This window comes from Sphingobium trunci, from assembly GCF_022664535.1.
Taxonomy (GTDB): Bacteria; Pseudomonadota; Alphaproteobacteria; order Sphingomonadales; family Sphingomonadaceae; genus Sphingobium.
Genome location: NZ_JAKUJY010000003.1, coordinates 213,546 through 233,677, shown reverse-complemented (window position 1 = coordinate 233,677; position 20,132 = coordinate 213,546). Strand labels below are relative to the sequence as shown.

Genomic DNA, 20,132 nt, shown 5'->3' with positions numbered 1-20,132 from the left:
CCGAAATCACTGTTCGTCGATGATACGGTGGATGAGCGTGCCGATGGAGCCGATCTCGACCTCCACCTTGTCCCCGGCCTTCATGTAGAGCGGTGGGTTACGCTTGTCGCCGACGCCGCCGGGCGTCCCGGTGGCAATGACGTCGCCGGGCGCCAGCGGGGTGAAGGCAGAGACATATTCGATGACGGTGCCGATGTCCCAGATCATGTCGGCAATGGCCTGATCCTGCACGGTTTCTCCGTTGAGGCGGGTGACGACATGCAGCGAGTCCAGATCGTCGATCTCGTCGGTCGTCACCAGCGCCGGGCCAAAGCCTCCCGTACCCGGAAAGGTCTTGCCCGGCGTGAACTGGATATTGTGGCGCTGCCAGTCGCGTGCCGTGCCGTCGTTGAAGCAGGCATATCCCGCAACATAGGCCTGCGCATCGGCGCGGGCGACCTTGTGGGCGGGCTTGCCGATGACGACCGCCAGTTCGCCCTCATAATCGAAGCGGCTGGTGACCGACGGCTTCACCATGGGCTGGCCGTCCGCGATCAGGCTGTCGGCATAGCGCACGAAGATAGTCGGATGCTCCTTCTGCTCGCGTCCGGTTTCCTTGACATGTTCGGCATAATTGAGGCCGACGCAGAGGATCTTGGCCGGATCCGGGATCACCGGCAGCAGCACGACGTCGGCCTTGGCATAATGCACGCCATCGGCGAGCGTCGCGAGCGCGCCACCGGCGAGCGCGGCTTTAAGGCTGGGCACGCCTTCGCTCGCCAGTTCCACGATCATCTCGCCGTCGAGGCGGCCGAAGCTGGGGGTGCCGTCAGGGCGGCGAAAACTCACATATCGCATCAGGCTTGTTCCTCATTCAATGGCCGGGGTTGCCAGTCGCGGCGATGGCGAAAGCGCTCCTCGGCTTCGCGCAGCGCGTTGAAATCCTTGTCCGACATGCCCCATTGGTCGATCCGGCCTTCGGGCCAGGTCCAATCCTCAGGGGTGCCCGCCCGATAATCCTCCGGCACCTTTTCCACGGCAGTGGAAAATTCGACGACGGGGCCGAACGGTGCGATGAAATAGGCGAAGACATTCGCGCCCGGCCCATGACGGCCCGGGCCCCAGGCGGGAACCATGCCATGGTCGCGCAGGCGGCCGATGCCGCGCATCACCGCATCCATGTCCACCATCTCGAAGGCGATATGGTTGAGCGAGGCGAAGCCTGCGCGTGCAAAGGCGGTCGAATGATGCGAGTCATTGCAGCGCACGAACACCATGCCCCTGGTCCGGTCCGACACGCGGAAACCCAGCGTATCTTCCACGAGATGAGCGGTGACTTCGGCATCCACGGAGTTGAAGACGACATGGGTGAGTTTGACCGGCAGATCCTCGCCCTCGATCGGCGCGACCTCCCCGGCATCGGTCAGGAAACGCAGCAGTTCCCCTTCGGCCAGTTCGACGATGATGCCATGGCCGCCGCCCGGATCGTTCGAGATAACGGGCATGGCGGGCAGGCCGGCTGCCGATACACGCGCCTTGAGCTGCTCAAGCCGCTCGGCCGAACAGATGAACGTGGTCGAGCGCACATGGTTGTCCGGCGATTCCTCCAGCGCGACCAGATAGGGAAAGCCGCCCGATCCACGCAGATAATGAGTTCCATCCCGCACCTCGGCCGGAGCCATGCCCCATATGTCGGTCAGGAAAGCGGCCGCTTCCGCGGCGCCGGGCAGCGCCAGTTCGATGCTGCGCAACTTCATCTTGCATCTCCATGGAAAAGTCCGGCGGCACGGATGCCCGCCAGTCCGCAGGCTTCATCGACCTCACCCGTATCGCCGCTGATCCCGACGGCGCCGATCACCGCGCCTTCCACATCACGGATCAGGACGCCGCCGGGGGACAGGGCAAGCTGGCCGCCGGTGGCGGCCACCACGCTCTGGAAGAAAGCCGGATTCTTTGCCGCCCGTCCCGCAATGACGCGGGTGTCCGCGCCCATGCCGAGCGCCCCGGTCGCCTTGGCCCTGGCAATATCGAAGCGGAACAGGCTGGCGCCATCCTCACGTGCGAAAGCGACCGGATGCGCACCCGCGTCGAGAACCACCACCGAAAGCGGCTGGGCATGCTGCGCGCGCGCCTGCTCCAGCGCGGCGTCGATGACCGTGCGGGCCTGAAGAAGCGTCAGGGTCATGCTGCGATATCCCGATGGTGTTTGGTTCCGGCGATCAGCAAGTTGCGGAAGGCAAGAAGCTCCGGTCCTTCGCCAGTGCCGAACACATAATGATCGGGGCGGACCAGCACGGCTTCGGCGCCGCGTGCCTTCAGCCAGTCGCCGATCGCGCCGCCGTCCTTCAGTTGATCGAGCTGAATGACGGTTACGTCGCCGCCCTCGGTCGGCACAGCGGTGAAGAGCCGCCAGCCCCCGCCCGTCACATCGTCGAGCAGACGGTTACCCACGCGCGGCTGGATGAAGCGCTCCCCCGCCCCCGGGGTGCCGAGCGCCACGATGCCCGCTCCAATGGCCGGGATCAGGTCGGCGGCGGTGCCATGCTCCGCATCCCTGGCCGCTTCGCGCATTGCCGAATCCCGCTCGGCGGCAGCGTCGGGATCAAGCACGCAGATATAACGGCCCGCATTGACGGCCGCCGAAATGACTGCGCGAACATGCGGATCGCGCTCCGGCTGATAGCTGTCCAGCAGCGCATCAGGCGCCTTGCCGGCGATCACCAGTGTCAGCTTCCATGCCAGATTGGCGATATCGCGCAGCCCATGGCACATGCCCTGCCCGAAAAAGGGCGGCGTCTGGTGGGCGGCATCGCCCGCCAGAAAAACGCCGCCCAGCCGCCACCGCTCGGCGATCAGACCGTGGAAGCGATAGGTTGCCGCGCGCACTATCCTGTGGGGCACCTGCGCCAGATAGGGTTCGACGAGGGTCGCGACCGCCTGCGGCTCCATCATCGCCTGGTCGTCCTCGCCGGGGAGCAACATGAATTCCCAGCGGCGGTGATTGCCGCGCCCCGGCACGACCGTCGTGGGCCGCCTGGGGTCGCACATCATCACCGACAGTTTCTGAAGGTCTGCCACTTCCGGCACGCCCCAAAGGTCGGGGAAGCGCACCGGGCCATCGACCTCGGCATCGACCACCAGCCAGGGTTCTTCAAAATCCAGGTCGTCAAGCGCGATGCCCAAAGCCTTCCGCACGGCACTGCGCGATCCGTCACAGGCAATGACATAGCGGGCGCGAGCGGTCTCTCCGCCGGTCAGCGTCAATGTCACGCCTTCCGCATCCTGTTCCAGCCCCTCAAATGCCGAGCCCAGGCGCAGCGCGACATTCGAATAGACCTCCAGCGCATCGCGCAGATGGTCTTCCAGTTCGGGTTGGTAGAAGAAATAGTCGTTCGACCAGCTAAACGGCCGGGGGCGTCCCACGGTGCCCATATAGCGGATCACGCCATGATCCGCGCCGACATGCAGATGCCCCTCGGTATCGCGCATTCCGGGCGCGACCCGGTCGATGACCCCAGCGGACTGGAACAGGCGCATCATCTCATGATCGAGATGCACCGCGCGCGGCAGCGGATAGGGGTGCGCATCCTTCTCGACCACCAGGACCGACAAGCCGCTTTTCCCCAGGAGATTGGCCGCAAAGGCCCCTACCGGCCCGCAGCCGATAATTGCGACGTCGAACATATTATCTCTATTTTTTAGGCATTTATAGGTTGGTTCAGAGGCGATTTATGAAGCTGTCCGCCCAGCATGATCATCCGGATCCGGTCCTTGTCCTGCATGATGGCCACATCCTGCGTCGGATCGCCCTCGACCAGCAGCAGATCGGCCAGCCAGCCCTCGCGCACCAGCCCCACCTGCCTTCCCATCAACTGCCCGCCCAGCATGGTCGCAGCACTCAAAGCCTCAGCCGGGCTGTAGCCATAGTGACGGACGAAATGCTCCAGATCGCGCGCGTTGCGGCCATGGGGATTGAAGGGGAAACCATAGTCGCCGCCCGGCAGCACCCGTACGCCCCGCGCCTTCAATTTCGGCACCAGCGTCTTCTCCAGTTCCAGCCTCTGCGCCGCACTTGCCTTCATCGCGCCCATGTCGATATGGGGCGGGGGCGCAGCCTCCAGTGCAGCGACCGATACCCCCGGTCCCGGCGCGTAGAAGATCCTGTCCTTCCTCGCTGCCATCGCCTCTATCGCCGCATCATCGGCAAAGGAGCAATGGTAGAGGATGCGTGCGTCCGCTTCGAGCGCAAGATGGATCGCGCGCGGCGTGTAAACGTGGGTTGCGATCCAGAGGCCAGCCTCCTTGGCCGCCTCTCCCGCCGCCAGCATTTCCTCTTCGGTGTAGAGAATGTCCTGCGACGATCCGGGTTTCAGCGCGTCCTCCCCGGAAATGACGAGTTTCAGCGACTGAACGCCTGCGTTCGCGCAATAGGAGACGAAGGCGCGCATCGCCTCGGGTCCGCGCCCATTGAAAACATCGCCGGTTTCGATTCCCTCCCCGCCTTCCGGACTGCGTTCCAGCGTGGAGGGGACGAGGCGCGGACCCGGCGTTTCGCCCGCTGCAATCGCGCGGGCCAGTTCCGGTTCGATCCGGTCGCCCAGAGCGCCCGCCGAATAGAGGCTGGTGAAACCATGGTCCAGCAGCACCCGCGCGTTGCGCCAGGCGGCCGCCTTCAACTCCTCGGGCGGCAGGATGAACTGGTGATAGATTTTCTCGACCGACGAGCCCCAGGTAAGGTGGGTATGGGCATCGACCATGCCGGGCATCAGCGTGCCGCCCTGGCCATCCATCTCCACATCGGCGCACACCGCTTCGACGGCTGGCCCATCATCCAGAACGGCGGCGATGCGGTCCCCTTCGACGACGACGGCGCCGGGTCGACGTGCACTGCCTGTCCCGTCGAAAATCTCTACGTTGCGGATCAACTGCCGCACGGCGCTCTCTCCCGAAGGCTTTTGCTGTTGGAAGCGCTTATGAACCTCCAAGCTCCATAAGAAAAATAGTGATTTTTTGGAATGTCATAGCCTGGAGCTATGGATAAGAATATCCAGAAGCTGCTCCGCCAGACGCGAGAGCCGGGCGCCCTTCACCTTGCGAATGCCGATGCTGCGGTGAAAAACCGCTTCCCGGATGGCGATGGCGCGCAACACACCGATGGACAATTCCGCCGCCGCCACCTGCATCGGCAGGATTGTCGCCCGGCTGCTGCCCCGCACGATCGCCTTGGTCGTCAGCAGCGAGTCGCAGCGGATACAGTCCTGCGGCACGGACACGTCCGCCGCCATGAACAGCGCATCGATCTGCCGCCGGAAAGCACCCACCGCCTCCGGCAACACGAAACGCATCGTCATCACGTCCCGCAGGGAGATTTCCGAGGGAAGATGTTCGTTGGCGCGTCCGACGATCAGCGCGAAGGGATCTTGCGAGAAGGTCATTTCCTCCAGATCGTCCGGCGGCGTCTCGATACCCGTGGTGACGAAGGCCAGTTCGATCTCTCCCTGCCGCAGCAGGGTCGCCAGATCATGATCAGCCCGTTCCACCGCATGCAGCGCGAAACTGCCCGCCTGTGCCTCCAGCGTCCGCACCGCCGCGGGAAGCAGGCTTACCAGCGCGCCCGGAGTACCACCGACGCGCAAAGGCCCCACCACGCCTTGCCGGGTCAGCCGCAATTCCTCCTGCGCGCCGTTCAACAAGGCGTCCATCGCTTCCGCACGGCGCAGCAGCACTTCGCCTTCCGCCGTCAGGCTTATGCCGGCCCGCGACCGTTCGAACAGCGCCACGCCCACCGATTGCTCCAGTTGCGCGATCGCATTCGACACGGAAGGTTGCGAGATATGGAGCAGCCGTGCCCCGCCGCTGATGGAGTTGGCGCGGCACACGGCCAGGAAGGTGCGCAAGGCTCTGGGATCGATCATGCCGTATCTGTAGCGCGCCTGAGGCTCGCATCAAATGGACTGGCACGCCCTCCCAAGCCGGTGTAAGATGTCGTCATTGGCCATGAGGCGCTCCCTCATGCCGAGAGATGCCCGCTCCTTGAAGCGCGCATGTCCCGACAGAGGACAATAGCAGAGCAAGGCGTGTCATGGTGTTCGGCCAGGAGAGCGAACCATGGCAATTGCGCATCCTTCCCCAGCGGCATCCGCCCAGGACGATATCGGCATTCGCACCATCACTTTCGATGATCTGCGCATCGCGCTTCGACAGGGCTGGGACGATTTCCTCGACAAGCGGGGCGATCTGATCTTCCTGGGCTTCATCTATCCGGTCATCGTCGCCCTGGCGATCATGTCCGCCAGCCAGATGTCGATCCTGCCGCTCATCTTCCCGCTGGTGGCGGGCGCGATCCTGCTGGGACCGGCCTTTGCCAGCGGTTTCTACGAACTGGCGCGACGGCGCGAACATGGGCTGGACGCGCGCTGGCGCCATTTCCTGGACGTGATCCGCATGCCGGGCGGCTCCGCACTGTTCGACCTGACCTGCGTACTGGCCTTGCTGTTCATGGCATGGATGGCCGCCGCCTGGTTCATCTATCATGTCACGCTGGAAAATGTGCCGGGATCGACGTCCTCCCCCGGCTCTTTCCTGTCCGCCCTGTTCGGCACGTCCGAAGGCTGGCAGATGATCCTGGTCGGCAATCTGGCGGGCTTCTGCTTTGCCCTGCTGACGCTGGCGGTCGGCGTCGTCTCCTTCCCCATGGCGGTGGACAAGCCGGTCAGTTGGGGCGTGGCGATGCGCACATCCTTCCGCGTGGCATGGCATAATCCGGTGACGGTGGCGGCCTGGGGCCTGATGGTCGTGGCCATGCTGTTTCTGGGTTCGCTGCCGGCGCTGGTGGGTCTGGCGGTCGTGCTGCCGGTGCTGGGATATGCAACCTGGCATCTCTACACGCGCGCGGTGGTCCGGTAAGGGGCGATCAGCGCCCGGCCATGTCGAGGGCTATCCCCATCAACGCCCGCAGTGTCGGCGTGTCGTCGGCGCGGCGCCAGGCGAGCCCCGTTTCCAATATGGGCGCGGCGTCCGCCAGCGGGAGATAGCGCACGCCGGTGCGCGCCAGGTTCCGGAGCGAAGCGGGGACCAGCGCGATCCCCATTCCAGCCGAGACCAGACTGATGATGGTCTGCATCTGGATCGCGCGCTGGCGGATCAGCGGCTGGCGTCCCTTGGCCCGATAATGGTCGAGGACAAGGTCGTGAAAAGTCGGCGAGACATGGCGCGGAAAGAGCAGCAGCGGCTGATCGAGCCAGCCTTCGCCCACCAGCTTGCCCCGCGCGGTGGCAAGCCGTTCCTCCTCCACCCAGACCTGCGGCACGGCCGCCACCAAAGGTTCGCGCAGCAGGGGCCGGTAATCGATCGCGGCCGGAAGGCCCGAAGCAGGCGGGATGAGCAGGCCGGCATCGATCCGGCCTTCCGCCAGCGCCTCCACCTGCACATCGCTGGTCGCCTCCGCCAGCGTCATCTCCACATCGGGGAAGGCCGTCGCATAACGGCGCACCAGTTCGGGCAAGATGCTGTAGTCGGCGGAACTGACGAAAGAGAGCGCCAGTCGCCCAGCGGTTCCTTCCCGCAAGCGCTGCGCCATGGCGGGCAATTCGCCGATCGCGCCCACCGCGGGACGGACATGCTCCAGCCATTGCGCGCCGAACGGCGTCAGGGCGACCTGCCGTTTCGTCCGGGTGAAGAGCGGCGACCCGAGCTCCCGTTCCAGGGCCATGATCGACTGGCTGAGCGGTGGCTGGGTCATGCCGAGCCGCTCCGCCGCACGGCCGAAATGCAGTTCCTCCGCGACCGCGAGGAAGTGGTTCAATTGCCGCAAATCCATCCCGATCATTCATAGCACGACTTTATCGGACGCTTTCAATATATTTCACAACCCACACGCAAAGGCGTAAAGGCCGCGCCAGAGGAATCCCGAGGAAGAGAGCCATGCCCCATTATCGTTCACGCACCAGCACCCATGGCCGCAACATGGCGGGCGCGCGCGGCCTGTGGCGCGCCACCGGCATGAAGGACGAGGATTTCGGCAAGCCAATCATCGCCATCGCCAACAGCTTCACCCAGTTCGTGCCGGGCCATGTCCATTTGAAGGATCTGGGCCAGCTCGTCGCGCGGGAGATCGAGGCGGCGGGCGGCGTCGCCAAGGAATTCAACACCATCGCGGTCGACGACGGCATCGCCATGGGCCATGACGGCATGCTCTATTCGCTGCCCAGCCGCGACCTGATCGCCGACAGCGTCGAATATATGGTGAACGCCCATACCGCCGACGCGCTCGTCTGCATCTCCAATTGCGACAAGATCACGCCCGGCATGCTGATGGCCGCCATGCGCCTCAACATCCCGGCCATCTTCGTTTCGGGCGGCCCGATGGAGGCGGGCAAGGCGGATATCCATGGCCAGACGATCGCGCTCGATCTGGTCGATGCGATGGTCGCCGCCGCCGACGAAAGCTATAGCGACGAGGAAGTGAAGGTCATCGAACGTTCGGCCTGCCCGACCTGCGGAAGCTGCTCGGGCATGTTCACCGCCAATTCGATGAACTGCCTGACTGAAGCGCTGGGCCTGTCGCTGCCCGGCAACGGCTCCGTCCTCGCCACCCATGCCGACCGCGAAAAGCTGTTCCGCGAGGCGGGCCACACCATCGTCGACCTCGCGAGGCGCTGGTACGAGCAGGAGGACGCGTCCGTCCTGCCCCGCTCCATCGCCAGCTTCGCCGCGTTCGAGAACGCGATGAGCCTCGACATCGCCATGGGCGGGTCCACCAACACGGTGCTGCACCTGCTCGCCGCCGCCTATGAGGGCGGGGTCGAGTTCACCATGGCCGACATCGACCGGCTGTCGCGCCGCGTCCCCTGTCTCTGCAAGGTCGCGCCCGCCAAGCAGGACGTGCATATGGAAGATGTCCACCGCGCGGGCGGCATCATGGCGATCCTCGGCCAGCTCGACCGGGCGGGACTGATCGACAGCAGCCTGCCCACCGTCCACAGCGCCACCATGGGGGAGGCGCTCAATCGCTGGGACATCAGCCGCACCAACAGCCCGGCGGTGCAGGATTTCTACAAGGCGGCGCCTGGCGGCGTGCGCACCACGGTCGCCTTCAGCCAGTCGAACCGCTGGAAGGAGCTGGACATGGACCGGGAGTCCGGCGTCATCCGCAGCGCCGAGCATCCCTTCTCCAAGGATGGCGGCCTTGCGGTGCTGTTCGGCAATATCGCGCCGGAAGGCTGCATCGTGAAGACGGCGGGCGTGGACGAATCCATCCTGACCTTCCATGGCACGGCGCGGGTCTATGAAAGCCAGGACGCGGCGGTCGCGGGCATCTTGGGCAATGAGGTGAAGGCGGGCGACGTGGTCGTCATCCGCTATGAAGGGCCGAAGGGCGGGCCGGGCATGCAGGAAATGCTCTACCCGACCAGTTACCTCAAGTCGAAGGGGCTTGGAAAGGCCTGCGCGCTCATCACCGACGGGCGTTTTTCGGGTGGCACGTCGGGCCTGTCGATCGGCCATGTCTCGCCCGAGGCGGCCGAAGGCGGGCTGATCGCGCTGGTTGCCACGGGCGATCCTATCCTGATCGATATTCCCAACCGGGTCATCAAGCTCGACCTGAGCAAGGCCGTCATCGCCGAACGCAAGGCAGAGATGGAAGCGCGGGGCGCCAGGGCATGGAAGCCGTTCGGCCGCAAGCGCAACGTTTCGCCCGCGCTGCGTGCCTATGCCGCGCTCACCACCAACGCCGCCCGCGGCGCCGTGCGGGACGTCGGCCAGGTCGAAAAGGACTGACGGGCGAGCAGGCTGTAATCGGCGCATTGCCGATATTGGCAATGGCCATTTTAACCTTTTTGCAAGGCATCCCCGGCGAAATGCGGACGTTAGCCGGGGCCGCGCGAAAATGTTGAAAAGAATCCGAACCCAGGATGTCGAGCTGGGCATGTTTCTCCACAAGCTGGAAGGGTCATGGTTTTCCCATCCCTTCTGGAAGAGCAGGATATTGCTGGAGGATCCCGATCAGCTCGCCACGCTGAAGGCGAGCAACGTCGAATGGGTCCAGATCGATACGGAGCGCGGCGCCGACCTGACCCCCAAGGCGCCGCCCCAGCCCACGCGAACGCCTGTCCCGGAGATGCGCGACCGGACCTTCGGCCGTGCCGGTGCGACCATAGCCCGCCGCCAGGCCCCGCCTTCCGCCCCTCGCGCGTTCGATCCGCTGTCGAAGGAGAGACAGTCGGCAAAGGCGGAAATGGTCCACGCCAATCGGCTGGCACGCAAATCGGTCCGTGCCATGCAGAAGATCTTCGACGATGTCCGGCTGGGCAAGGCGATCAAGCTCACCAAGCTGGAACCGATGATCGAGGAGATTTCCAGTTCGATCCAGCGCAATCCCCACGCCTTCATGGCGGTGACGCGGCTCAAGAACAGCAGCGAATATCTCTATCTCCACGCGCTGACGGTCTGCGCACTGATGATCAGCCTGGCCCAACAGTTGCGCCTGTCGCCTGAGGACATACAGAAAGCGGGACTGGCCGGATTGCTGATGGATGTCGGCATGGGCCATGTGCCGCAGGAGACCTGGGACAAGGACGGCCCGCTGACGCCGGAAGAATGGGATGTGGTGAAAAGCCACACCACGCTGGCGCATGAATTTCTCGCGCTGGGCGGCGAAATGCCGGAAGAAGTGCTCGACGTCTGCCTGCATCATCATGAGCGGCTGGACGGCAGCGGCTATCCCCACGGCCTCAAGGCGGAAGAAATCGGGCTGTTCGCCCGCATGGCGGCGATCTGCGACACCTATGACGCGATGACTTCCAACCGCATCCACCGCCATGGCGAGGACCCGTCCCGCGCGCTGCTGATGCTGGACGAGGCGCAGACCCTCTATGATCCGGAGATTTTCCAGGCCTTCCAGCGCGCCGTCGGCATCTACCCGATCGGATCGCTGGTGCGCCTGCGCTCCCATCGTCTGGCCATCGTCGTCGAGCAGAATCCCGATGACCTGACCCTGCCCATGGTCCGCCCCTTCTATTCGCTGGCCGACCGCGCCTTCGAAAAGGGCGAGGATATCGACCTCGCCAACTGCTATGGCGCCGACCAGATCATGACCCGCGAAACGCCCGAAGGCTGGAACATGGCCGAATGGCCGGCGTTGAGCGCCAAATTGCTGGCAGCGGCGGGCTGACTTGCCACCCTGGCGCTGCCGGGGGATAAGAATGGCATGATCGTGCCGGACTTGCCCTCGACCGCGGCGGGTGTCGCGACCCATTATGACGAACTTGATCTCGCCTACCGGCGGATCTGGGGCGAACATGTGCATCATGGCTATTGGCGCACCGGCCGCGAAAGCCCAGCCGAGGCAGCCGACGCGCTGGCCGAGACGGTCGAGGCGCGGCTGGCCCTGGAACCGGGGCAAAGCCTGTGCGACATAGGCTGCGGCTATGGCGCGACCGCCGCCCATATCGTGGCGCGGCATGATGTCCGCGTCACCGGCGTCACCCTCTCCGCCGCGCAGCATCGGATCGCCAGCGCCCGGCCGTCGCCCCGCTTCACCTGCCTGCGGCAGGACTGGCTGCACAATGATTTCGCCGATGCGAGCTTCGACCGCGCCTATGCGATCGAAAGTTCCGAACATATGGTCGACAAGGCGCGCTTCTTCAGCGAGGCCGCACGGGTGCTGCGCCCGGGCGGCAGGCTGGTCGTCTGCGCCTGGCTGGAGGGCGAGACGGCCCGGCCCTGGGAAAAGCGCCATCTGTTGGAGCCTATCTGCCGCGAAGGGCAATTGCCCGGCATGGGCAGCCGCGCCGATTATCAGGCGCTCGCCGTCCAGGCGGGCTTTGCCCTGAGCGACTATGAGGATGCCAGCGCCCGCGTCCGGCGGACCTGGACCATCTGCCTGCGGCGGCTGGCCGGAGGATTGCTGACCGATCCGGCGCTGCGGCGGCTGGCCTTCAGCCGGGCGACGACCAACCGCAGTTTCATGCTCAGCCTCCCGCGCCTGATCGTCGCACTCCGCACCGGCGCCATGCGGTACGGCATTTTCGTGTGGGACAAGAGATAGGATGATCGCGGGGAGCGAACCACCGCCCTGTCCCTCCTGAGCTATCCTATTTTGGGCTTGTATCCTTTCTCCCTGTCTCGTTATGTTAACGCTAACGAATCCGACGCAGCGCTGCGGCGTGCAAGACAGAACGAAAACTCAATTCTGATCCGGGAGAGTCGCGTGGCAATGGGTTCCCGTCGTGAAATTCTGGCCGGCGTGGGCGCCGGAATGGTCCTGGCCGGCATCAGCGGCCGATCGGTCGCCGCGCCTTCGCGCAGGATCGGCTATGCGATTGTGGGCCTGGGTTCTTACGCCACGCGCCAGATCATGCCCAACTTCGCAGGCTGCGATCATGCCCGGCTGGTGGCGCTGGTCAGCGGCACGCCTGCCAAGCTGGAACAATATGGCGCGCAATATGGCATCCCGCCCACCCATCGCTACAGCTATGCCGATTTCGACGGGATCCGCGACAATCCGGATATCGACGCAGTGTATATCGTTCTGCCCAACAGTCTTCACGCCGAATATAGCATTCGCGCCGCACGCGCGGGCAAACATGTGATGTGCGAAAAGCCGATGGCGGTGTCGGTGGCCGAATGCAGCGCGATGATCGCCGCCTGCCAACAGGCGGGAAAGAAACTGATGATCGGCTATCGATCGCGTTTCGAACCCTATAACCGGCTCGCCATCGACCTGGCGCGGAGCGGCCATGTGGGGCCGACGCGGTTGATCACCGCCGAACATGGCTTTGCGATCAAACCGGATCAATGGCGGCTCGACCGGCCCCTGTCGGGCGGCGGGTCGATGATGGATATCGGCATCTACAGCCTCAACGCGGCCCGTTACCTGACCGGCGAAGAGCCGGTCGCGGTCAGCGCCGTCGAGTCCACCGACCGGTCCGACCCGCGTTTCCGGACGGTCGAGGACCGGATCAGCTTCATGCTGCGCTTTCCGTCCGGCATCATTGCCAATTGCATCTCCAGCTACAGTTCCAACCATAATGGCTATCGCGTCATCGGCACGCAGGGCTGGATCGACATGGAACCGGCCACGCCCTATGCGGGGCAGGCCATGTCGATCCGGAAGGATGGGGTCACGGCCCCGCGCACGCTGCCAACCACCGGCAAGAACCAGTTTGCCGGGCAGCTCGATCATCTCGCCGAATGCATCATCGATGGAACGACTCCGATCGTGGCGGGCGAAGAAGGCATGGCGGATCTGCGCGTCATCGAGGCGATCTATCGCTCGGCCACCGAAAGACGCGAAATCAGGATCGGCGCATGACGTCCCGCCGGATGTTCCTGACGGGCTTGGCCAGCCTGCCGGTCAGCACCGTGGCGCGCGCCGAAACCGCAGCGGCGAATATCGGCTCCATCACCCGGCTCTCTCCCGCGCTCGACGGGATCATCGCGCCGGCGGCATCGATCAGCCTGTTGGCAAAGGGCTTCCGATGGGCGGAAGGTCCGGTCTGGGTTCCGCGGGACAATGGACTGCTGTTCAACGATCCGCCTTCCAATGTCCTGTACCGGTGGCGCGCCGAGGGCGGCGCGCGCCCATTGCTGTCGCCTTCGGGCCTGCAAGGCGTCGTTCCGCCCGGCATCCGGGAAGCGGGCCTCAACGGCCTGGCGCTGGACGCAGCGGGTGCGCTGATCGCCGCCGACAGCGGAACGCGGGCCATCGTGCGGGTCGATCCGCGCACCGGCAAGCGGACGATCCTGGCCGATCGCTTCGAAGGCAAGCGCTTCAACAGCCCCAATGATCTGTGCGTCGCCCCATCCGGCATGATCTATTTCACCGATCCGCCCTATGGGCTGACCGATGGCGACACCTCGTCCCTGCGCGAGCTGGATTATTCTGGCCTCTATGCCTTGGGGCCGGACGGAAAGCTGACGTTGCTCGACCGGAGCCATCGCCGCCCCAATGGCGTGGCGGTTTCGCCGGACGGGCGGACGCTTTATCTGGCCCTATCCGACGAACGCCAGCCGGAGGTCCATGCCTATGCACTGGACGCGCACGGCCTGGCGACGGGCCAGCGCCTGTTCTACGACATGCGTGTCCATCGGGAGAAAGGCTTGCCCGGCCTGCCCGACGGGATCAAGGTGGCGCCCGACGGACATGTCTTCGCGACCGGTCCCGGCGGCGTCCATATCCTCACGGCCCAAGGGCAGGCGCTGGGCCTGGCCAGCACGGGAAAGACGGTGGCCAATTGCTGCTTCGACCTGGGCGGCCGGCGCCTGTTCATGACCTCATCCGACATGCTGGCGGTTCTCCCGCTCAATCCCGCCTGGCTCTCGGCATGAACGCGTCAATTCTCATGAGCGCGAGGGCAAGTCGTCACGCCGCCATTCCGAGCTGAGCCAATTCTCCTTCCGCCCTCGCCTGCCTGCCATAGAAGATCTCGAACAGGGGCCCCGCCATCATGGTGGTCACGATGGCCATCAGCACCAGCATCGAGAACAGGGCCGGTTCGATAATGCCCTTCTGTATCCCGATATTGATGATGATCAATTCCATCAGGCCCCGGGAATTCATGAGCGCCCCAATGCCCAGCGCGGTGCGATTGTCCTCGCCCGAAAGACGGGCGGCGGCATAGCAGGCGCCGAACTTGGCCGTAATGGAGGCGGCCAATATGCCCAGCGCGATCAGCAGAAACGGCAGCGAATTGACCATGTCGAGCCGTGTATTGAGGCCGGAATAGGTGAAGAACATCGGCAGCAGCATGACGACGGCAACCGGTTCGACCTTCTTCTTCAATTCCTCCACGAACAATCCGCGCGGCATGAACACGCCCAGGATGAACCCGCCGAATATGCCGTGGATGCCGATCGCATCCATGACGAACGCGGAGAGGCAGAATAGCGCCAGCGTCATCGCCAGCACCGTCATGCTCATCTCGCCCCGCGCCTCGACCGCGCGGCCCAGCGGTGCGAGCAACCGCCACCCGAACATCAGCAGGAAGCCGACATAAAGGAAGCCGCCGGCGATCGCCAGCACGGCCACGCTGCCGCCGCCGCCGAACAGGGCAAGGACCACGGCCAGCACGCACCAGGATGCCGCATCGTCAAAGGCTCCCGCAGTCAGGGACAGCGTGCCGAGCGGGCTGTCGGCAAGTCCGCGTTCATTGATGATGCGCGCCAGCATCGGGAAAGCCGTCAGGGCGATGCACGCGCCCATGAACAGCGTCGCGCTGCCCTGCCCGATGCCTTTCGCGAACAGGCCGGGCACGGCCACCAGGCCGGGCGTGATCAGCACCGCGATCAGGAAGGGCGCGAACAGGCCGGCGGCCGATACCATGGCCGCATTGCGTGCCTTCGACCGAAAATGATCGAGCCGCAGGGTCAAGCCGACAAGGAACATATAGAGCGAGACGCCGAACTGCGCGCCCGCATAGAGCAGGCCGTTCGTATCCCTGGGAAAGATGAGGGCCTGCAGATCGGGCGCGATCAGCCCGAACAGCGATGGTCCCAGCAGGACGCCGGCGATCATTTCACCCACCACCTGCGGCTGCGCGAGATATTTCCGGCCAAGCCAGCCCACGCCCCGGCACGCCGCCAGAATGAGCGCCAGTTGCAGAAAAAAGTGAATGCTGTAGTCGCCTGCGACGAAGCTGGACAGTTTCGCTCCCACAGGCGGCCCATGAGGCGCCAGAATGTTTGCCAGCATGGAAATAGCATCCCTAGCCATTCGACCCTCCCCCATCTTGTGTTGGGAGCGCTACCACGATCGAGGAAAAGGAGAAAGCCCTTCTTCCGGTATCGGAGCAGGCGCGCGCCTGGCATCGCGGGCCTGGCATTTGGCATTGCGCCATTGCCGATGCTATTTTCACCCTGCGGTTCGCTATCGTACCAAAGGAACGTTATCGTTAACGTTATCTCTTGATATTGCCATGGCAATCCATAATACTCATACAAAATATATTGGGAGGAGGAAGGCCCTGAACGCAACAGCATCACCGGCCGCTCTGAAATCGCGTTCGATGGTCCACCCGGAGCGGGCGGCGGCCATGCCCCTTGCCATGGACGATCATCAGGCCGGATCTCAGACATGGTCCGCCTAGGCATCGGCAAATTCCGCTGGACCATCATCGGCCTTCTCGTCGGCGCGATGGTCATCAATTATCTCGCGCGATCGGTCATGGGCGTGGCGGCTCCGGTCATCCTCACCGAACAGGGAATCAGCAATGCCGAATATGGCTGGATCACGAGCGCGTTCCAGCTCGGCGTGATGTTCCAGCCGATCGCGGGCTATTTCCTGGACAGCGCAGGATTGCGGATCGGCTTCGCCCTCTGCGTCGCCATATGGTCGCTCGTCACCATGGCCCATGCGCTGGTCAATGGCTGGTTCGGCTTCGCCGCGCTGCGCGGCCTGCTCGGCCTGGCGGAGGGGTCGGCGCAACCGGCTGGCCAGAAGCTGGTCGCCGAATGGTTCCCGTCCAGGGAACGCGGCCTCGCGGGCGGCGTCTACAATATCGGCGCATCGTTCGGCGCGGTGTTCGCCCCTCCGCTCGTCGCCTGGGCGGTCATGGTGCATAGCTGGCGGCTGGCCTTCCTTGTTGCCGGAGGCATCGGGCTGGTCTGGGCACTGCTCTGGCTGATAAATTATGACACGCCCGCCCGGCACCACCGGCTGGGCGAGGCGGAACGAGACTATATATTGAGCGGACAGGAGGCCCGGCTCGCTGCCCGTGCGGAGCGCCCGTCGCTTCTCTCCATGGCGCGGCGCCGCGATCTCTGGGGCATTGCCCTGCCCCGCATGCTGGCCGATCCGGTCTGGGGCATGCTGTCCTTCTGGATGCCGCTCTATCTGGCGCGGGCGCGCGGTTTCGACCTGGGGCAGATCGCGCTTTTCGCCTGGCTTCCCTTTCTCGCCGCGGATCTGGGATGCCTGTTCGGCCCAGCCGTCGTGACCTTCCTCCAGCGCCGCCATGTGGACCTGATCGACGCTCGCCGCTGGGCCTTCACCCTGGGCGCGGTCCTGATGACGGGCATGGCCTTCGTCGGCCTTGCCTCCCATCCCTTTGCAGCGATCGCGCTGCTCTGCCTTGGCGGCTTCGCCCATCAGACATTGTCGGTCACCGTCATCACCATGGCGTCCGATCTTTTCCCGAAGAATGAAGTCGCAACCGCCGCCGGAATGGCGGGGATGGCGGGCAATCTCGGCCTGCTCGTCTTTTCCCTGCTGCTGGGCCAGATGGTCGATCAGGTCGGTTACACACCCTTCTTCGTCCTGCTCGGCCTGCTCGATCTGGTGGGCGCCGCTCTCCTGTGGATATTGGTACGCAAGCCGCAATGAACCATTTTTCCAATCCCATCCTGCGCGGGTTCAATCCCGATCCCTCGATCCTGCGGGTCGGCGACGACTTCTTCATCGCCACATCCACCTTCGAATGGTATCCGGGCGTTCAGATCCATCATAGCCGCGACCTTGTGCACTGGCGGCTCGTGGCGCGTCCACTGGCCCGCGCATCGCAGCTCGACATGCGCGGCAATCCGGACTCCTGCGGGGTCTGGGCGCCTGACCTGAGTTTCGCCGACGGCCGCTTCTGGCTGATCTTCACTGACGTCAAGCGCTACGGCACCACGACGGTGAACGGGGCAAGAGGCGTGTCGCTGCGGGATTTCCACAATCATGTCGTGACCTGCGACCGTATCGATGGACAATGGTCGGACCCTGCCTATCTCAACAGCAGCGGCTTCGATCCTGCCCTGTTCCACGATGATGACGGCCGCAGCTGGATGCTCAACATGCTGTGGGACCATCGCCCCGGCCGGGGCCGTTTCGCGGGCATCCAGATACAGGGTTTCGACCGTGCCAGCCGCACCCTGACCGGCGAGCCGCATCTGATCTTTCAGGGCACGGATCGCGGCCTGACCGAAGGCCCCCATCTCTACAAGCGCGACGGCTATTATCATCTGCTCGTGGCGGAGGGCGGCACCGGATGGAACCATGCCGTCGTCATGGCACGGTCGCGCAACCTTCTGGGGCCTTATGAGGTGCATCCGGACGGCGCGGTGCTGACCTCCTTCGGTGAGCGGGATGCCCCCATCGCCCGGGCGGGGCATGGCGATCTGGTCGAGCTGCCCGACGGCACGCCCTGGCTCGCCTATCTGTGCGGCCGCCCTCTGCCGGGCCGCGAGCGCTGCATCATGGGCCGGGAAACCGCGATCCAGCCGATGCGATGGGGTGAAGATGGATGGCTGCGGACGCTGGATGGCGACGCCCGCCCGATGCCTGCGCCGCCAGTCCCACCGCTGGCGCCGTCGCCCTTTCCGGCGCCGGCCCGGGACGGCCACTTCAACGGCCCCGACCTCCCCGAGCCGTTCCAGTGGTTGCGGACTCCCTTCCCCGAACGCCTGTTCAGCCTCTCCGCCCGGCCCGGTTTCCTTCGTCTCTACGGGCGCGAGACGGTAGGCAGCCTGTTCGAACAGGCCCTGGTGGCGCGCCGCCAGGAGCATTTCCGCTTCACGGCGACCACTTGCCTCAGCTTCGATCCGAGCAGTTTCCAGCAGGCTGCCGGACTGATCTATTACTATAACAGCATGAAATTCCATTATCTCTGCATCAGCGCGGACGAGGGCGCGCGGGAATTGCAACTCATGTGCGCGTCACCGGATCAGGAGGAGGGCACCACGCTGGAAGTGATCACGACGCTTCCCGAAGGGCCGATCGAACTGCGCGCGGAGGTGGACGGGGACAGGCTGCGCTTCGCCTGGCGGCCCGAGGGCGCGGCATCCTGGAACATGCTGGACCGGACACTGGACGCCAGCATCCTGTCGGACGAGGTCACCTCTCCCGGACTGCCCAATTTCACCGGAGCCTTTGTCGGCATGGCATGTCAGGATAGTTCCGGAGGCGCGATGCCGGCGGATTTCGCCTGGTTCGTCTATGAGGGGCAGGACGGCGTCAGTCCGCCTTCGCCCTGACAGAGGTGGACTCGCGCTCCACGATCTCATGGCTCAATATCCGCTCGCGCGGCACATCCGCCTTGCCGCCCCCCGCGCCGATCTCGGCGATCAGCAGGCTGAGGGCCTCTGCCGCCAGTTCGCGCACGGGTTGCCGTACGGTGGTGAGCGGCGGCCAGAGCGTCACCGCAGCCGTCGTGTCGTCGAACCCCGCCACCGTCAATTCGCCCGGCACGTCGAGATGACGCCGGTGCGCGACGGAAACGACCGCCGCGGCCATATCGTCGTTGCTGGCGAATATGGCGGTGGGCGGCTGGGACGAGGACAGAAGCTGTTCGGCCGCCACCAGCCCGGATGCATAGGTGAAATCGCCCTGCACCACCTGGATGTCGACTCCGCCGGTTTCGCGGACGGCGGCATGGAAACCGGCCATGCGCTCGGCACTGGCGGCCTGGTCCGGATTGCCCAATATGAAGCCCAGCCTGCGGTGCCCCTGGTCCAGCAAAAGCCGCGTCATCTGATAGGATGCGGCCCGGTCGTCGATACGGACGCAAATCTTTTCCGGCGATGGGTAGGCGCCCACGGCCGCCATGGCACAGCCCGCCTCGCGCAATATGCGTAGAACTTCGGGCGCCTCCCCCAGAGGCGGGGCAAGCAGCACGCCGCTGACGTTGGAGGCCGCCAGATCCTCCAGCGCTGTGGTGGGGGGCGGGCGTCCCTCCTCCCCCTTCAACAATATCAGGCGGGCGCCGCGCGCCGATGCCTCTTCGAACACGCCGGTCAGGAAATCGCTCATGAACGCGGCCCGGGCGTTCGAATAAATGACCCCGATCCGTAATTCCGAGGAGGTGACGAGGCTGCGTGCCGCGACATTGGGTATGTAGGCCAGCGCCTTGATCGCTTCCTTGACCATCGCACGGGTTTCGTCGCTGACGCCGGTCCGGCCGTTGATGACCCTGGAAACGGTCATCGACGATACCCCCGCGCGCGCAGCCACATCGACGATCGTCACGCCCCGCCGCTCTGGTCTGGCCATTTCCTGCCCTTTTGCCCGCATATCCCGCCCCATGGCCTAAGCCATGGATCGGTCGAGGCAAAGGGAAAATTGGACCATTCCCATGATGCTGGCGATGGGCGCCGCTCCGTGATTGCAAATTTATTTGTGGGAGTTATTGACCAGACCAGACTATCCGATACGATCCCCGCCGCGGCCGCGCTCTGAC

At 64.7% G+C, this 20,132-nt stretch carries 17 protein-coding genes; 8 read left to right on the top strand and 9 right to left on the bottom strand.

What is annotated here, in order from left to right; genetic code table 11:
- Positions 1-6 precede the first annotated feature (6 nt).
- The 6 genes from MJ601_RS04435 to MJ601_RS04410 form a co-directional block, all read right to left on the bottom strand.
- Positions 7-837: a fumarylacetoacetate hydrolase family protein gene (locus tag MJ601_RS04435; RefSeq protein WP_242123665.1), complete on the bottom strand. Its 831-nt coding sequence runs from the start codon at positions 835-837 to the stop codon at positions 7-9.
- A complete protein-coding gene (locus MJ601_RS04430) occupies positions 837-1,736 on the bottom strand; it encodes a VOC family protein (protein ID WP_242123663.1) in 900 nt (299 codons plus the stop codon). The genes MJ601_RS04435 and MJ601_RS04430 overlap by 1 nt, the downstream gene beginning before the upstream one ends.
- Positions 1,733-2,164, bottom strand: a complete 432-nt coding sequence (locus MJ601_RS04425; protein ID WP_242123661.1) for a GlcG/HbpS family heme-binding protein — start codon at positions 2,162-2,164, stop codon at positions 1,733-1,735. Before MJ601_RS04425 ends, MJ601_RS04430 begins: the two co-directional genes overlap by 4 nt.
- Positions 2,161-3,663 (bottom strand): bifunctional 3-(3-hydroxy-phenyl)propionate/3-hydroxycinnamic acid hydroxylase, encoded by a 1,503-nt coding sequence (locus tag MJ601_RS04420; RefSeq protein WP_242123659.1) that lies wholly within the window; start codon positions 3,661-3,663, stop codon positions 2,161-2,163. The genes MJ601_RS04425 and MJ601_RS04420 overlap by 4 nt, the downstream gene beginning before the upstream one ends.
- A 14-nt stretch (positions 3,664-3,677) precedes the next feature.
- Positions 3,678-4,913 carry an amidohydrolase family protein gene (locus tag MJ601_RS04415; protein WP_242123657.1) on the bottom strand — a complete coding sequence of 412 codons (1,236 nt, stop codon included), beginning with the start codon at positions 4,911-4,913 and terminating at the stop codon, positions 3,678-3,680.
- A gap of 84 nt (positions 4,914-4,997) precedes the next feature.
- Positions 4,998-5,894, bottom strand: coding sequence for a LysR family transcriptional regulator (locus tag MJ601_RS04410; protein ID WP_242123655.1), 897 nt, complete (start codon positions 5,892-5,894; stop codon positions 4,998-5,000).
- Positions 5,895-6,087: 193 nt separating this feature from the next.
- Between MJ601_RS04410 and MJ601_RS04405 the strand changes: the two genes are divergently transcribed.
- Positions 6,088-6,885, top strand: a complete 798-nt coding sequence (locus tag MJ601_RS04405) for a DUF2189 domain-containing protein (RefSeq protein WP_242123653.1) — start codon at positions 6,088-6,090, stop codon at positions 6,883-6,885.
- Between the two features lie 7 nt (positions 6,886-6,892).
- Here MJ601_RS04405 and MJ601_RS04400 read toward each other — a convergent pair whose 3' ends face one another.
- Positions 6,893-7,798 (bottom strand): LysR family transcriptional regulator, encoded by a 906-nt coding sequence (locus MJ601_RS04400; RefSeq protein ID WP_242123810.1) that lies wholly within the window; start codon positions 7,796-7,798, stop codon positions 6,893-6,895.
- A 104-nt stretch (positions 7,799-7,902) separates the two neighbouring features.
- On the opposite strand from MJ601_RS04400, the gene ilvD reads away from it, so the two are divergent.
- The 5 genes from ilvD (at position 7,903) to MJ601_RS04375 (ending at position 14,307) form a co-directional block, all read left to right on the top strand.
- Positions 7,903-9,756, top strand: coding sequence for a dihydroxy-acid dehydratase (gene ilvD / locus MJ601_RS04395; RefSeq protein ID WP_242123651.1), 1,854 nt, complete (start codon positions 7,903-7,905; stop codon positions 9,754-9,756).
- A gap of 109 nt (positions 9,757-9,865) precedes the next feature.
- On the top strand, positions 9,866-11,149 hold the full coding sequence (locus MJ601_RS04390; RefSeq protein ID WP_281061203.1) for a cyclic di-GMP phosphodiesterase: 1,284 nt from the start codon (positions 9,866-9,868) through the stop codon (positions 11,147-11,149).
- 36 nt (positions 11,150-11,185) lie between these two features.
- Positions 11,186-12,025, top strand: coding sequence for a class I SAM-dependent methyltransferase (locus MJ601_RS04385; protein ID WP_242123647.1), 840 nt, complete (start codon positions 11,186-11,188; stop codon positions 12,023-12,025).
- Positions 12,026-12,193: 168 nt separating this feature from the next.
- Positions 12,194-13,291, top strand: a complete 1,098-nt coding sequence (locus MJ601_RS04380) for a Gfo/Idh/MocA family protein (RefSeq protein WP_242123808.1) — start codon at positions 12,194-12,196, stop codon at positions 13,289-13,291.
- Positions 13,288-14,307 (top strand): SMP-30/gluconolactonase/LRE family protein, encoded by a 1,020-nt coding sequence (locus MJ601_RS04375; protein WP_242123645.1) that lies wholly within the window; start codon positions 13,288-13,290, stop codon positions 14,305-14,307. The genes MJ601_RS04380 and MJ601_RS04375 overlap by 4 nt, the downstream gene beginning before the upstream one ends.
- A gap of 34 nt (positions 14,308-14,341) precedes the next feature.
- Here MJ601_RS04375 and MJ601_RS04370 read toward each other — a convergent pair whose 3' ends face one another.
- Entirely contained in the window at positions 14,342-15,670 is a 1,329-nt protein-coding gene (locus MJ601_RS04370) for a cation:proton antiporter (RefSeq protein ID WP_242123643.1), read from the bottom strand.
- 381 nt (positions 15,671-16,051) lie between these two features.
- Here MJ601_RS04370 and MJ601_RS04365 point away from each other — a divergent pair, with 381 nt between their 5' ends.
- Both MJ601_RS04365 and MJ601_RS04360 read left to right on the top strand, forming a co-directional pair.
- The gene (locus MJ601_RS04365) at positions 16,052-17,299 is read left to right on the top strand and encodes an MFS transporter (RefSeq protein ID WP_242123641.1); all 1,248 of its coding nucleotides are present in this window, start codon (positions 16,052-16,054) and stop codon (positions 17,297-17,299) included.
- Positions 17,296-18,930: a glycoside hydrolase family 43 protein gene (locus MJ601_RS04360; RefSeq protein ID WP_242123639.1), complete on the top strand. Its 1,635-nt coding sequence runs from the start codon at positions 17,296-17,298 to the stop codon at positions 18,928-18,930. Before MJ601_RS04365 ends, MJ601_RS04360 begins: the two co-directional genes overlap by 4 nt.
- On the opposite strand, the gene MJ601_RS04355 is transcribed toward MJ601_RS04360, so the two are convergent.
- Positions 18,911-19,945: a LacI family DNA-binding transcriptional regulator gene (locus MJ601_RS04355; protein ID WP_242123637.1), complete on the bottom strand. Its 1,035-nt coding sequence runs from the start codon at positions 19,943-19,945 to the stop codon at positions 18,911-18,913. The two genes, MJ601_RS04360 and MJ601_RS04355, sit on opposite strands and share 20 nt — an antisense overlap.
- Between the last annotated feature and the right edge of the window lie 187 nt (positions 19,946-20,132).